The sequence below is a fragment of the Vibrio xiamenensis genome (assembly GCF_900100015.1).
In the GTDB taxonomy this organism is placed as follows: domain Bacteria; phylum Pseudomonadota; class Gammaproteobacteria; order Enterobacterales; family Vibrionaceae; genus Vibrio; species Vibrio xiamenensis.
Genome location: NZ_FNDD01000016.1, coordinates 43,771 through 59,193, shown reverse-complemented (window position 1 = coordinate 59,193; position 15,423 = coordinate 43,771). Strand labels below are relative to the sequence as shown.

Annotated in this window: 14 protein-coding genes; 10 read left to right on the top strand and 4 right to left on the bottom strand. The window is 42.4% G+C overall.

Going from position 1 to position 15,423, the window contains the following annotated elements; translation table 11 throughout:
• Positions 1–111 precede the first annotated feature (111 nt).
• Entirely contained in the window at positions 112–519 is a 408-nt protein-coding gene (locus BLS03_RS13835) for a nucleotidyltransferase domain-containing protein (protein ID WP_176765595.1), read from the top strand.
• 362 nt (positions 520–881) lie between these two features.
• Here BLS03_RS13835 and BLS03_RS13825 read toward each other — a convergent pair whose 3' ends face one another.
• Complete coding sequence (locus BLS03_RS13825; protein WP_093274998.1) at positions 882–1,769, bottom strand: LysR family transcriptional regulator; 888 nt, start codon at positions 1,767–1,769, stop codon at positions 882–884.
• A gap of 87 nt (positions 1,770–1,856) precedes the next feature.
• Here BLS03_RS13825 and BLS03_RS13820 point away from each other — a divergent pair, with 87 nt between their 5' ends.
• The 8 genes from BLS03_RS13820 (at position 1,857) to BLS03_RS13785 (ending at position 12,015) form a co-directional block, all read left to right on the top strand.
• Positions 1,857–3,122, top strand: a complete 1,266-nt coding sequence (locus BLS03_RS13820; RefSeq protein ID WP_093274996.1) for an anaerobic sulfatase maturase — start codon at positions 1,857–1,859, stop codon at positions 3,120–3,122.
• A 9-nt stretch (positions 3,123–3,131) separates the two neighbouring features.
• Complete coding sequence (locus BLS03_RS13815) at positions 3,132–5,516, top strand: arylsulfatase (protein ID WP_093274994.1); 2,385 nt, start codon at positions 3,132–3,134, stop codon at positions 5,514–5,516.
• A gap of 594 nt (positions 5,517–6,110) precedes the next feature.
• On the top strand, positions 6,111–6,695 hold the full coding sequence (locus tag BLS03_RS13810) for a phage tail protein (RefSeq protein ID WP_093274991.1): 585 nt from the start codon (positions 6,111–6,113) through the stop codon (positions 6,693–6,695).
• Positions 6,696–7,029: 334 nt separating this feature from the next.
• Positions 7,030–9,504 carry a T6SS effector antibacterial DNase gene (locus BLS03_RS13805; protein ID WP_093275180.1) on the top strand — a complete coding sequence of 825 codons (2,475 nt, stop codon included), beginning with the start codon at positions 7,030–7,032 and terminating at the stop codon, positions 9,502–9,504.
• A gap of 1 nt (position 9,505) precedes the next feature.
• On the top strand, positions 9,506–9,757 hold the full coding sequence (locus BLS03_RS13800) for a bacteriocin immunity protein (protein WP_093274990.1): 252 nt from the start codon (positions 9,506–9,508) through the stop codon (positions 9,755–9,757).
• Between the two features lie 218 nt (positions 9,758–9,975).
• On the top strand, positions 9,976–10,437 hold the full coding sequence (locus BLS03_RS25910) for a DUF7683 domain-containing protein (protein ID WP_245696689.1): 462 nt from the start codon (positions 9,976–9,978) through the stop codon (positions 10,435–10,437).
• A gap of 109 nt (positions 10,438–10,546) precedes the next feature.
• Positions 10,547–11,125, top strand: a complete 579-nt coding sequence (locus BLS03_RS13790) for a phage tail protein (RefSeq protein ID WP_093274988.1) — start codon at positions 10,547–10,549, stop codon at positions 11,123–11,125.
• Between the two features lie 62 nt (positions 11,126–11,187).
• Entirely contained in the window at positions 11,188–12,015 is an 828-nt protein-coding gene (locus BLS03_RS13785) for a prepilin peptidase (protein ID WP_176765594.1), read from the top strand.
• A gap of 593 nt (positions 12,016–12,608) precedes the next feature.
• Here the strand turns inward: BLS03_RS13785 and BLS03_RS13775 are convergent.
• Positions 12,609–13,082: a hypothetical protein gene (locus BLS03_RS13775; RefSeq protein ID WP_093274980.1), complete on the bottom strand. Its 474-nt coding sequence runs from the start codon at positions 13,080–13,082 to the stop codon at positions 12,609–12,611.
• A 640-nt stretch (positions 13,083–13,722) separates the two neighbouring features.
• On the opposite strand from BLS03_RS13775, the gene BLS03_RS13765 reads away from it, so the two are divergent.
• Positions 13,723–14,037 carry a hypothetical protein gene (locus tag BLS03_RS13765; RefSeq protein WP_143015630.1) on the top strand — a complete coding sequence of 105 codons (315 nt, stop codon included), beginning with the start codon at positions 13,723–13,725 and terminating at the stop codon, positions 14,035–14,037.
• Positions 14,038–14,138: 101 nt separating this feature from the next.
• Here BLS03_RS13765 and BLS03_RS13760 read toward each other — a convergent pair whose 3' ends face one another.
• Positions 14,139–14,711, bottom strand: a complete 573-nt coding sequence (locus BLS03_RS13760; protein WP_093274974.1) for a DUF2913 family protein — start codon at positions 14,709–14,711, stop codon at positions 14,139–14,141.
• 529 nt (positions 14,712–15,240) lie between these two features.
• Positions 15,241–15,423: hypothetical protein (locus tag BLS03_RS13755; RefSeq protein WP_218122007.1), on the bottom strand; the 183-nt coding region annotated here is incomplete at its 5' end.

Genomic DNA, 15,423 nt, shown 5'->3' with positions numbered 1-15,423 from the left:
GCTTAAAGAGTGTGAGGTGCGATAGCCTCAAATTAACTAAATTCTAGTAATGTTTCAGTTTATCTTTTTTATAAGCAGTGAATTTGTTTTGGAAAGTATGGGGTATGGAACTTGAACTTCACGGAAATAACTAAACAGCTCACTACTTGGGGGGATGAACATTCCCAAATAGAAGGTGTCGCAATTGTTGGTTCCTATGCAAATGGGCAATACAAGGTAGATTCAGATGTTGATATATGCATATTTACATCAGTGCAAATGCGTTTCATTGAAAATACAGAATGGGCAAAAAACTTTGGAGAGATAGTTCATTTAGCCCAAGAAAAATGGGGTGTGGTAGATACTGTACGAGTTTTTTACAGAGATGGTTGGGAATTAGAGTTCAATTTCAGTTCTTTAAGTTGGGCCTATATTCCAGTTGATACTGGTACATTAAAGGTTGTCAGTGAGGGCTTTAAAATACTGTATGACCCTACAAATTGTCTTAATACCCTTAAAAATCATGTGTCACAGAGCTAATCTTATTTGAATACCATTTTCGTTTTTGGTATGTATTCAACCGAGATCCAACTCATATCTTCCTGCGTATAGCTCAAAATTGCCCCAAAATGAGCTAGGGTGCGAATTGTAATCCGGATAATTTACTAGTTTTTATATACAAAAAGTAATGAATGAAAGTGAATGACATTATTCCTCTCCGATTTGTTCGCTATGCTTGAGATATTGAGGAATAGAGCGCTGAATGTGTGCTATTGGAGGATTTTTGCCATCTTGTGGGTGAAAGCAACGGATATAATGTGCACAAATTCAGGCCAGATCTTTCTGTTACCCATTTTTGACTCGGTGCCTGTCAGGTTATATCTGCGCCAAATTCTTTTTAGCTAAATAACCTGATAACACTCTTTAATTAATTGATGAATCAATTTTATAAGCGGACTCGATCTTTCGGTTTGTGCACAATAAAACGTGTAGGCAATATTAAACTTAACATCATTCGGATAAGCAATAACGGTAAACTCTTCGCTCAAATAGCGAGTTGGGAACTGCACCGCAATTTGTGAATGTGTTGCAACCCTCAATGCTGACTTCATTTTATCGACGCGAATTTTATACTGCACTTCACCACGATGCTCTGCTGGCAGGATTTGCTCAAATCGATAGTTAAATTCGTTCCAGCCTGGTACATCAATAAATACAAACGGCATATCTTTTAAGGTCTGCCAATCTGTTACGCCGTAATCTCGGTGCATCGCCGCTACAATCTGGTCGGTTTTTATCGTCTTTTGATAAATATCTTGAGATACATGCTCATTCCAGAGGTGGATACCACATTGAATTTTACCGTCTAAGATTTGATGCAAACAACTGCTATTCCAACTAACAAAATTAAATTTGGCTTGTGGAAAATATTTGACAAGTTTTGGGTACAACGCATCCAGTAATAAATCGTATTCTGCATCAGCAATAGCAATTGTGATCAACTCATCATAATGATCAGGGTCAAACTCAAGCGGTTTATTTACCACTCTCGTAAGTTGCAAATAGGCAGCTTCAAGTTCCGGAAATATTTGGTTTAGATAATGAGACGGCTCATAGCCATTTTGAGTTTTAATAAAGAGAACATCGTTAAAATCTTTACGCAATTTAGATAAATCTTTGCTTACAGCACTTTCAGACTTACCCAATATTTTTGCCACCATCCGCATGGTTTTATTTTTTTTGAGTAAAATCAGTAAATTAATTAAATTTAGGTTAACCGTGCTTTCCATTTTGTCACACTTGGTATTACTAACGTGAGTGAATGTCATACTTTATACTGTTTCTACACTTATAAGCTACCAAGAAGTGCAATCGCAATGAAAAAACCGATTCTGTTTGATATCGAATCCCCAAATTTACAGTTGCCAAAATTGACTGATGATATTTATCGATTTCATGCTGTTTCTAAGCCTTCAGCGTCACGCTGTAATTTAGATTGTAGTTACTGCTTTTATCTGCATAAAGAGTCTCTCTTAGAGCAACCGCCACATGCCGGTATGAGTGATGAAACACTCGCACTATACATTAAGCAGTATATTGAAGCGCAAACGGGCGATGAGGTGGTCTTTACTTGGCAAGGAGGAGAACCTACGTTAATGGGCTTACCCTTCTTTGAAAAAGTCATAGCGCTACAAAACCGATTTAAAAAGCCAGACCAAACCATCCAAAACGATCTGCAAACTAACGGTATTTTGCTCAACGACAATTGGTGCCAGTTCCTGAAACAACATCAGTTTTTAGTCGGAATTTCTGTTGATGGGCCAAAACACCTTCACGATATTCACCGTGTTAACAGAGCTGGGAAATCATCGTTTGATAAGGTAATGGAAGCCATTGCGTTACTGAAAAAATACCAAATCACTTTTAATGCCTTGTGTGTCGTAAACCAAGACAATGGTGCCTTTCCTCTTGAGGTTTACCGCTTTCTGCGAGACGAAGTTCAACCGCAGGTCATTCAGTTTATTCCTTGTGTTGAACCCAAAGACTTCACCAGTAACGCACCAAATAAGTGGCGAACTCAAGAACTCATCCAGATTGGGAATAAAAACCTTTCTCCTCAGGAAAAAGACACTTATCTGACGCATTGGTCAGTAGGTGCTACGCAATGGGGAACCTTTCTGACTGCCGTGTGGGATGAATGGTTGAAGAAGGATTTCGGTCAGGTTTTCGTTGATCAATTCGAGAACGTTATCTCACAAATGTTCGGCTTTGGTGCACAGAAATGTGTGTCGGCTGAGTTCTGTGGAAAGGCGGTAGCCATTGAACACAATGGTGACGTCTACTCCTGTGACCATTTTGTTTATCCCGAATATAAGCTCGGCAACATCGCTGAAACGCATATGGGGGATCTTGTGTTTTCAAACAAACAGCAAGCTTTTGGCAAATCGAAAACATCGGATTTGCCTTCGGATTGTCGCCAGTGCTTTTTCCTCTCTTTGTGTTTTGGTGAATGCCCCAAAAACCGTTTTACCAAGACAGCGCAAGGAGAATCTGGACTCAATTATCTATGCCCTGGTCTAAAAAAATTCTACGCCAAAGTAGTGAATAGCCAGGTTTCTCTTCAACAACGTCTAAGTGCTTAAGGAAACTTAATGAAAACAAAAATAAAACCGATAGTGGCGATAACGAGTTTGTTGATTTCATCAGCAAGCTACGCTGCGCCTGCACATACTATCGATAGAACCGTCTTACCTATTCAGCAAGCCGCTGAGTTTAACGGCAAGATAGGCAAAACGTACGATCAATCTAAGTCTGATTACCCTCAACCGATCAAAGCACCGGAAGGTGCGCCGAACGTAGTGGTCATCATGTTGGATGATTTAGGTTTTGGACAGGCCGGACGTTTTGGTGGCTTAATTCCAACACCTAACATCGACAAATTAGCTGCACGCGGTGTGACCTATAACAACTTCCACACTACGGGGATCAGTTCTCCAACTCGTGCTGCGTTGCTGACGGGACGTAACCATCACCAAGTCGGCTTCGGAACCATCACCGAGCTTTCAACAGGTTTCCCTGCATACAGTACAATTTGGCCTAAGTCAGTAGCCAGCATTGCAGAAGTTTTAAAAGACAATGGCTATAGTACCAGTGCATACGGTAAGTGGCACAACACGCCTGACTGGGAAACTTCACCCGCAGGTCCATTTGAGCAGTGGCCAACGGGTTTGGGATTCCAGCACTTCTATGGTTTTCATGGCGGTGAGACTAGTCAGTGGGAGCCTCAACTATTTAACGATACAACGCCAGTAGAGTTAACAAGGAAACCTTCTGATGGCTATCAGTTGAATGAAGATTTAGTCGATAACGCGATTTACTGGATTGACCAACAGAAATCGATCAACCCAGACAAACCTTATTTCACTTATTTCGCTCCGGGTGCAGTTCATGCTCCATTACACGCGCCTAAAGAGTGGATAGCGAAGTTCAAAGGCAAGTTTGATATGGGCTGGGATAAATATCGTGAAGAGGTATTTGCTCGACAGAAAAAAATGGGAATCATCCCTAAAGACACTAAGCTAACACCACGACCAAAAGAGATCGAGTCATGGGATAGCTTGAGTGCAGATCAGAAACGACTTTATGCTCGCCATATGGAAGTGTTCGCAGGTTTCCTTGCATACACTGATTATGAAGTTGGTCGCTTGATCGACAAAATTGAAAGTATGCCAGATGCTGATAACACCATGATTATGTACATTGTGGGCGACAACGGTGCGAGTGCTGAAGGTACGCCAACGGGTACAACTAACAACGTGATGACACAAAATGGTGTGCCAGATACTGTTGAATCTCAGCTTAAATATATTGATGAACTGGGTAACGAGAAGCATGAAAACCACTACCCTGTGGGGTGGGCATGGGCTGGTTCAACACCTTTCCAATGGATGAAACGCGTACCTTCTCATTTCGGTGGTACACGTAACGGTTTAATCGTTTCTTGGCCTGCGAAAATCAAGAACACTGGCGCGATTCAAAGTCAGTTCCACCATGTTGTGGACATTACGCCAACAATTCTTGAAGCTGCAAAAATCCCAGCGCCAAAATCAGTAAATGGTGTAGAGCAAAAACCAATGGCTGGTACCAGCATGGTTTATTCGTTCAATCAGCCTAACGCGAAGTCTCACCGTACGATTCAGTATTTTGAAACCGGTGGTCACCGCGCTATCTATAAAGATGGTTGGATTGCTGCATCATTCCACGGTGTGCCTTGGCAGCTAAGTGGTTCCGTAGGATTTAAAAACTCGACCTGGGAGCTTTACAACGTCGCGCAAGACTTCTCTGAGGCGGATGACTTAGCGAAACAGATGCCTAACAAGTTGAAACAGATGATCAAAGAGTTCGACCATCAAGCTGAAATTAATGAAGTGTATCCTTTGGATGACCGATTCGCAGAACGTGTGTCTAACCCTGAACGCCCTTCTTTGACTAAGGGTAAAACGAAGTTCAGCTATACAGCGAGTGCAAATCGTATCCCTGAAGGTTCTGCTCCGGATGTATACCAACGCAATCACCGTATTGACGCTTATGTAAATGTGGCAAAAGGTCAGAAAGCGGATGGTGTATTATTGGCTATGGGCGGTAGCTCTGCCGGTTTGTCATTCTATACTGACAACGGCAAGCTAGTGTACGGCTATAACTTCTTTGGTAAAGGTTACTACACCATCGAGTCTAGCTCTTCGATCCCTGATGGCGATGTAAAACTTTCTGCCGTTTACAAACAAGAGCCCTTCCGCTTCCTGAAAGACTTTAATGGCGGCACAGTCGAACTGTACATCAATGATAAGAAAGTGGGTTCTGGTAAAGTTGAACACGCGGTTCCATCGCGATTCTCTGCAACAGAAACTCTGGATATTGGTGTCGATTTAGGTGCGCCTGTTATGCCTGCATACACTGAAAAAGCACCGTTCAAGTTTAATGGCCAAATTAAGAACGTTGATTTAGAAGTTGCCCCAACGCAACCGATAATTAACTAATTTTATCAAAAGAAAAAATGCCAACCGCTCTGGTTGGCATTTTTTGGTCATGTAAATTCAGAAGATTTATGGGTGTTTCAGATAAGAATACCAAGTAACAGGATACTTAAACTAATTAATGATTTTCAAAATTAATAATGTCGCTGACACATTTATGTCCAGAACCCTCACAGTTGGCACTTTGTAACTCAGAGATGAGTTACAACAAGTTTGATTCTTTATTCGTCAGCTACAAGAGGCCTAAATCTGAATGGTGCCAACCATTAAGTGACGGCGTCACCTTGTGTTAGACAAAAAAAACCAGCCTCTGTCCAAAGGCTGGTGGCAATATGCTCAAGGTTTTTTGAGGCCGTATCAAAATAGGAGTCTAATAATACAAACGCAGGGTCACTTTAACTAGCCCTTTTGATATCAACAATTTAATTGTGATTCTGCCTCTTCATTTTGTTCTATAACCACCAGCAGGCGTACCCATGAAGCCTATGTGTACAGCTTGCGAACTAAACCGCCTCACTGACTTAACAGCTGAATATGTTCATTCAGTGGTAATTGCCTTAGATAGTAAGCTCTCTCAAACTATTTATAAGGCAAGGCATGAGACGCTATCTAAATAAGTATCTGGCCACTCTTTTTATCGCGGTAATGTCATTTGGCAATCCCGCCATAGCCAGCACGGTCGATTCAACGTCTGTACCGAACTCTTCCGTTACGGAAGCAGCGAGTTTTTCGGGTTCCCTTGGTGAAGGTCTACCGATTGGCTCGATCGTTATGTGGCCATCGAACACCATCCCTGCCGGTTGGGTTAGAATGACAGGCCAAACCGGTATTAATACGACTTACCCTCTCCTTTCAAAGGTCATTGGTACTTGGATTCCCGATATGCGCGGCTATTTCCCGCGTGGAACGGGCGGCACAAACAGTACGGTGAAAACCGCTCAAAGCGATGCGATCCGTAACCTGACTGGCACAATCACCTACGTTGCTGAGACATACAATTTTAGAGGGGTTGTATCTGGCGCCTTTACTAAGCAGACCGGATACTCCAATGCCAACACCCCAAAAACAACAGACACGTCAAACACCGGGAAATTAACCTTTGACGCGTCAAATGTCGTGCCTACGGCTAATGAAAATAGGCCGTTAAACCGCGCATTTAACTTCATCATCAAATATCAGTAAATGCCAGAATGGAAACTATGAAGGTCAGCCGTGTGGTTGGCCTTCTTTTCATTGTGACTAGGTATAACTTGAATTAAACCAACGTTCACCAATCCAGGGATGTGGCCGCGCCCACAAGAAAGTAATGATGTCGCTGGAAATGTTGTACCCCTATTCCCAAATAAACCCATCTAGCGTAAAAAAACCTTGGTTTACCACACTCAACCCTAAGCATTTATAGTACTCAATGACTGCCTTCAAACCGCCCTTCATATCGTTTAAATAGTTAATTTACCTAGAGATTTAGTGAAAATACACTATAGGCGTTTGCTATCATATGAACCAAAATAATCAGATGGATTTGACTGTGGGTTATCGAGTAGTACGGCTAACCGAACTCATGACATATGAGTTTGGCCAAGTCGAAGGTGATTTTAAAAGACTGGATGAAAGTACGTTAGGCTCCGTACTTCCCCAAGGAATGAGCTATTCCAGTTTTATGGAGAAGCTGAAAAGTGGAGAGTTAGCTCTGTTAACCGATTCTCCCTCTAAACCTGCGATGCTCAAAGATGGAATGATGAGTTCATGGCGCTTTTCACCTGAAGGACAAGGCGCGTTCTCGCCTGAAGCAAAGAAAGCCTATCAATCCAAATTGGGGGCTACCTCAGCTCGAAGTTCAGCAGGTTATGCATCGAAAATTGAAGAAGACTATGTTGCACCAGACCGTGGGGAGCGAGTAAATACCGCAGATGATCCACCAGCATTGCAATATGAGTACTCCTTTGAAGTCGCATGCTCTGATGACGCGTTTAGAAAAAGCGTGGGGTGTGCGTTTGAACTGGCGAAAACCAAACAAGAGGCTTCAATTGGCCGCTGGGACACTGAGCCAACCGAACACGGCACAAAATATACCGCTCTTACCGCCTTTGATGAGCCCAAAACGTTAGTCGCAAAAGTCGCCTCAGATTCTTTGGGTATTAGCGTTGCTGATAACGTGAGTGTAAATCCGATTGACTCTGGAGTGGTGCAAGAGGCATTTATCCCCGTTGTACCTTCAGTTCAACTTGGTGAGCGTTTAGGGTTGCCAACGGAGGGGTATTATTACCATTTCTACGATGGCCGTTTAGTTCAAGAGTACAAACTACTTGGCAATGGCAAGTGGGCATTCTACGCGACACGTTCCACGCACGAACAGCTTGATGATGAACAAGGATACAACGTCCATCAGAGTGCCATTCTGGTATACTGGAAGCTTGCGGGTAAAGAGGTTGATAACCAATATCTGATCTATCTGGCACAGCCCATTACGCGAGAAGAACTGGACAGCCTTAATGATGATTGGCTGACGCAGCATGGCATCAAACTTGATATCAATGAGTTACTTGCCGCGCCAAAACAACCTGTCGCAGAAAGGAACACCACACAGCCAGCGAAAACGGCCACAGCTGACAGCAAACCAGAAACACATACCGTTGTGACGAACTCAAACACTAAGCAACGGGAATCATGGGGAGACATCGCCGCGCAATATGGTTTGTCGGCGAAACAGTTGCTTGATTTGAATCCGCAATACAATGCCGATCCAATGTCATTGAAAGTCGGTGATACGCTGACCGTCAAGGCCGTCGAGCAAACCAAGAGCACTCCAGAAAAAACGACTGCTTTACCTCCGCTCTCTCCTGATACCTATAGCTGCCTTGCGAATACGCATTATGATTACACTGACTCGCTGATCTCGGGTACCCAGGTTAAAGCGATAAACAGCGATAGCCTTTTTGCAACAGAATTACCTGTAACAAATTTAACCACACTCATCAAAGCTTCTAAAGCAACGGATTATGGCAATGCAGCAATACTTGCCATCCCTGCAAATGGCGCGGCAACGAACCTTGGGATTATCAGTACCAGTACAAGCAACACCATGGGGACTTGGTCGATTTCAGGAGACGCCATAGCAGGCTTTGCCCGAATGGGCGGCTTTTTATTAGCGGCCTTATGGCCTTCGCAACTTGCTGATGGCACTTTAGAAGGAAATCCTGATATCGTGACTATGCGCGTACGTTTCAATATGTACACGGATGAAAACGGTAAGCAGCAAGTAGTAGGCATCAAAACAGGTGATGGAAGCGCCTATGGTGAGCGAGTTACGAAGCGCGAGGCGGTGCAACAAGGACAAAACTTTGTTGCGGAACTGGAAAACGGCATTACCATTCTATGGACGCCCGATGGCTCAACGGATGTGCTTAAACCCGATACCATATTACCCGAGAATGATCAGCTTGATGTTCACAATATTTGGGTTCGCCCAATTGAAGATCATGAACAAGAGATAGGCACAGTTCTCTATCCCGAGGTAGATCTAGCCGAGTATATCTTCACCTTCCCGGCAGATTCTGGCTTGCCGCCTCTCTATGTTGTATTCAGGAAAACAGCACGTGATGAATCTGGAGTAGTAACGGGTAATGGTGAAGATGTTACGGGGATTTGGTTAGAGGAAGCCAGTAAAGGGTTAGGCTCACCAGTTCCGTCGGAGGTTGCAAATAAGCTCAGGGGTAAAGAATTTAGTAGTTTTAATGAATTTAGGGAAGCCTTTTGGAAAGCGATTAGTGATTCAGAGTTAGCGTCCCAATTTTCACCGAGTAATCAAGAACTAATGCGTAAAGGATGTGCCCCGTTCACTAGATTCAAAGATCAAGTTGGAGGACGGCAAAAATATGAAATACACCATAAGAAAGAGATTCAACACGGTGGTGGGGTGTATGAGCTAGATAACATGGGCATAACGACACCTAGAAATCATATTCGTATTCATTCAAAATCAGAGAGTTAAAATGAAATCAACAATAACAGAATATACAGAAGTAGACTTTTTGAAACTCGTAGTAGATATATGCAAAGTTAATGTTTCCAGCGAAAAAGAGCACAATGATCTTGTAATGCACTTCTGTGATATAACACAGCATCCAGACGGCTCAGATCTAATTTATTACCCTGATAAACCAGAAGATGGAACGCCAGAGAATATTGTTAGAATCGTTAAAGAATGGCGCTTATCGCAAGGTTTACCTTGCTTTAAGAGCTAACTCTCTTTTCAAATAACAGAGACTTTTAAACTGTTGTCTGACGACAAAAATTAATGGGGAGCGTGCTTGCTCCCCGTTGTCTTTCCGAAAACCACTAACAGGTGAGACCAAATCTTATCTTTGCATGAATATGATTCGGCCATGGTCGGTCTTGTTAACCTGTTATTTCGACTTTTCACTAAACCTAAAGATCCGAAGAGGAAAGTGGAGAAATAGCGATGTATGAATTGAATTTTTACAGTAAAGACGATGAAGAACTCTTAATGGAAATTGAGCTCAAAGATTTATCCGATGACGATGTATTGAGGATTTTTGGGGTTGCTTTAGAGGGGAATTGCGCAGATGTATCTCTCGCTCAATTAAACGAAATAGAAGCCTGCATAGGCAATACATTGAAAAAATTGATGCTGACATTGCGATATGTGAAGTCGCTGACTGAGTTTATTCGGACACAGAAAGGCGCTCTATGGCGCTTTTTTTGTCACTGCTGTTCAACTAAACCAGATAAAAAAAGCCAGCACGGAAAATGCTGGCTAAAATACGAATTTAGGCTGTTAATTGAGTTAGTTATGAAAGACAGCTTTACCTTATCTAACGTTCGCGATCGGCACAAAACAAAAGTCACTCTGCCAGAGCGTTTTGGCACACACCTACTTCCTCTGTACACCTTATTAAAATAGGTACAACCAACTGAACTGATCGCCTCACTAACAGTCGAGCTCACCGTAGGTTTCCTTCCATAAATACTTTAGATAGTAAGCTCTCAAACAACTATCTATAAGGCATATCATGAGACGTTTACTCAATAAGTACTTTGCTACCTTATTAGTACTTCTTTTCTCCTACACCAGCACAGCAACCGCCGGCGCGGTTGACTCAACAAGTGTTCCAAATTCATCTGTAACGGAAGCCGCCAGTTTTTCTGGAACTGGCGGTGATAATGTCGCGGTCGGCACCATCATGCTCTGGGCAACCAATACACCGCCAAGTGGTTGGATCATCATGCAAGGCCAATCCACTAACAGCTATCCACAATTGAAGAGTGTTATTGGGAGCACGGTACCGGATATGCGCGGCTACTTCGTTCGCGGGTATGGCGGTAACAGTGGCGCTTTAAAAGCAGCTCAAACTGACGCTATGAGAAACATTACAGGTACCGTGACGTATTTGGCGGAAACATTCAGTGTTCGAGGGAATACGACTGGCGTGTTCACTAAGAGTAATTGCTGTCAAGCCGCGAACACACCATCAAAAGCGGATGCTTCTAACACTGGTCGTCTGACCTTCGATGCGTCACTCCAGGTACCAACGGCAGCTGAATTTAGACCGATTAACCGCGCACTGAACTACATCATCAAGTACCAATAACAATACGGCCCGTACTATAGCCAGTCATGCTGACTGGCTTGCCACTTCAAAGAGTTGTCGCTATGGATTTATCGAATATCAGCTATACGCAGTTTTGCGCCATCATCGGTTTCTTTGGGTTGATCGTTGGCAGTTTTCTAAACGTGATTATCTATCGGCTACCCATCATGTACGTGAGGCAACTAAAAGCTGAAATGCCGGGCGAGCGAAACGAGCTCGATAATAACCGCGGCGCCACCAGCGCACTGACGTTAAGTACGCCTCGATCGACCTGTCCAACATGCAACACGGCCCTTCGAATTCGTGATAATGTTCCCCTATTGAGCTGGGTAGCGCTAAAAGGTAAATGCGCCCATTGTGACACACCGATTAGCGCACGATACCCAGCTGTAGAACTACTAACGTCAATCCTTAGCTTGTTCCTTGCAATTCAATTCGGGTCAACATTAACGACAATAGCCCTTCTGCTGTTCACCTTCCTGCTCATCTCATTGGCATTCATCGCGATCGACGGACAACGTATCCCGACCGCTCTAACACAAATGCTTCTATGGGCAGGGCTCTTTTCATCCGTCTATGAGATTGGGCTTGTCGAAATCAAAATGTCGATCATCGGCGCACTCGCTGGTGGCCTCGGCGCAGCCCTGCTCTGGCATATAAAAAAACATTGCAGTTATGGCGTGAAGCTCAAAGACCTGATCCCTGTAATGGTTGGCCTTGGCGCCACGTTAGGGCCATCCGCGTTAGCCGCGGTTAGTCTCGTCTCAGTAACTCTTCATTTTTGCGTACACATCGCCGCCGCAGATCGCTTTTATCATGCGAAGCACAACCCAAATGTTTATGTAACATTGGTCTGTATTGTGTCGTATAGCTCTATATATGCGCTTTAATGCGAAATGCAACGAATGTCTGCATAGTACTAAGTAATTCTAACTGCGCCGAAATTACGGTGGAACCTGGATGTGTGATGCATGCATTCAATTTAAATTGCTCAACAACAGAACGGAAGGTAATCAAGATGATCTGCAACGTCAAAGTGTCAATTCAAGACCAAATTCACGAGTTTTCCTGCGCTATTAGGCTTCGCCAAGGTGAAGTGGTCCCCCTAATGGTCAATGGTGTCATTTACAGCGCCTTAGTTATCGAGAGTAGCACTGTTTGTGACAGCGACCTACCCTCTTTAGACTATATGTATTTGAACGCATTGAGACAGTCTTACATGCAATATGCATTTGAAGCTTAGACAAGAATATAGAGGTTCAATCTTTTAGGTTCTGCTATCGGCAGGCAAAACATCCCGAGCATTTGCAGTAAAGTTTATCACTTTTACACTATTAGCTCGCTTAGCAAAGGTTTTATGAATCGAATACCGCAACCACACCGTTGTCCGATGTGAATAACACTGAAGTTATATTTCCCCCCTTGGATATAAATTTGGCATTTTCTTCATAACATGGAGAATAGATAGATGTTTAGAGCCATTTTAGAATAAATGTTGATTCATCAAACAATGGGCCACGACTGAATCTGGGGTTTGAACAGAAGCTTCACCCTTAAAGATGGAAAATCGAATTTGATTCTTGGCATCAATATTGATTACACCATGAAGTTGTTCATTCTCGGTATGTGATGCAATCCAGGCTTCATAGCATGTCGATGATTTAACGATCCCACAGATAACTTTTTTGAACGCAATATCACCAGAAATGCATTGTATTCGTTCGACACTTCCTATGAGCTTTAGCAGTGCACTTTTTATCATACGCATCGTTAGCTCATCGTGCGAATTAAACTCCCTAAACTCTGACATTGGGATCAAGAACAATTGGACGGTTGAGTTACGCTCATCTCGCAAATAAAATACATGACAACTGAACAGATCTTCATCACAGACGGGCTCACTATCCCAGCCGCATGCTAACAGATAATTAACGAGTTCTGTTCCTTTTAGTTTCATCGTATACCTTTTAATATCTCTAAAAGCAAACTGCCATCTATTGATATGTCACTAACTGTAAATGCCCCAATCACGCGGCAATATCCAGTTTGGCTTCCATGTAACAAGCTCCCTTAAACAAAATACCTCATAACAAGCATCGATATACATTACCTGCTTGGGGTATAAATAAAGTTGATGGGCATCGTCCAGCGAATCATAGTTCCAAAGATAGAATACATTTTCTGTTACAAAGTGGTCTCCCCACTTAGGACCAAAATCGAGTGGCGCGCATTTACATGTAACTGATTTAGGCTCGTTGTTTGGAAAGTACGTGACGATTAACTTTTGGCGAGCATGTATAGAGTAAATAAACAATACCTCATTCATAACCCCCACCCTTCAAGTGAAACGAAACGTCACCCTATCAGTGTAGACCATGTATTTGTAATACATGAGTCAGATTAATCATTTGGTGTGATGCGTGAGCTAAATAACATTCGGTAAGTTCTATTGCTTTATCAAACTCTACCGCAGAAACATAGATTAAGCCTCCCCCTCATTACCAGCCGACACAATCGAATTCGAACTTTACATATTCTTGTTAAATTAATCATTTTAACTTACCGTATAGTAAACCATTAAACCTTAAGTGCTAGCAATGCATCGATATTTGATGATTCACTCCATACACGCAAAAACAAAGCTATTAATAACCTATAGTGATCAAGAACGAGGAAAAATAGCAACGTGTGAGTGCGCCCCTCTTGATGTCACTGAATACACGGAAGGGAATAAACTAAAAATCGGTTATCAGTTTTGGAACTACGATGGTATTGGTCGTGGTGAAGTGCTTTATATTCATCCAAAACAGATATTAGCAATCATTAATAAAAATGAGCAATTTTGTCCTAGTGAGTTTGTCGATTGGATACCAAACTGGATATTGCCGCGAGACTGGGGCATATATAGCTAGACGTCTCCATGAATATAACGAGCCGTGTAATTCCACCTATTTCCTTGTTCAGTGATTTGACCTCTACTGAATCTGAATAGTGGCGTTTCAGATGGCTGGAATTAGCGAATTGGATGAAGCTGATAGTGGTAGTTGTTCAACTCTTCGCTTTTTTGATATTGCTCGAATCGGAAGTAAAACTGATTTGTTAAGCATGTTGTGAATTTTTCCAGTCCATTTGTATGTATGAACAGTGAGATAGGTGCAATCTGTCGATTTTCATCATCAAAACAATTATCAATGTGGGCTCTATCGAGATATACAACATCAGCCTGTTGAGTTGGCGTTTCTTCAATAAGCTTTGTTTCGAATCCGGAAAACTCGAATGACTCCAACAAGGAATAGAGCTTCTCAACATCGTTCTTGTTCGCGATCTCTACGTATTGACTCAAAACATCATCCAAATGCTTTTCGATTGAGCCAAATTTATTCTTCATCAAACAGATAGTTTTGAGCTGTTTTTTTATAGACTTATATCGTTCTTGTTTAATTTTTGGCTTTAAGAAATCGATAATGATCTTATTCCTTCGCTCTTCTGTAACAAACCCACTCGCAACATTCACTTTGAAGTAGAGGTGAAGAAGAGTGTTCTCAAAAGTCGATTGAAGCAGATGATGGTAAGAATGTTCTGACATTAGCTAATTCGAATATCCGTGAGTGTTAATATTTTACCACAAAAACACAAGGCCCTGTACAAACCCAACCGCTTAACTGATGTTCCTTGTCAATTCATCAACCAACCCTTCTAAACTTTTTCTGAGCCTTTACGCATTAACTACTGAGCTAATAAGGTTTTAATAGTAATAACGAGTAATACTTAATAAAAGCGCTAACCTACCACCACTTTATGCGGTTACTGAAACCAAATATCGATGATTCACCCTAGAGATAGGACGAAAATACTTATAAATCACGAAGGGACAGAATGGACTTAAGCTAAATATTTCAATTTGATGTAAATTGAAGTCTCTGATATCAAATAACATTTCCATACTCCTCCTTGGGGATAACCACTAAGCAAGGGGATCTAGTACTGTGAAAATCGAGATAGCAGAATCCCTTTCACAATCTTAGCTACGACATGTCCGGGTGCGTCGACAGCAATGGTTGGCTAGGAAAACGATAACTGAAGTAGATAGCGGATAAACCTTCCCATATCTTTTATTAATTACCTTCAATGAGCATTAAATGATATTTTCCAGCGCGACTCAGTCCGTAAATGCGTAGCGTATATTCTCCTGGCGCACGAACACCAATGCCCCAATCAAGCTTTTTATCAGACCAATTGACAGTATTGAATAGCCTGTTTCCTGCATCGTCGAGCAGTTGCAATTCGTACTTCATATT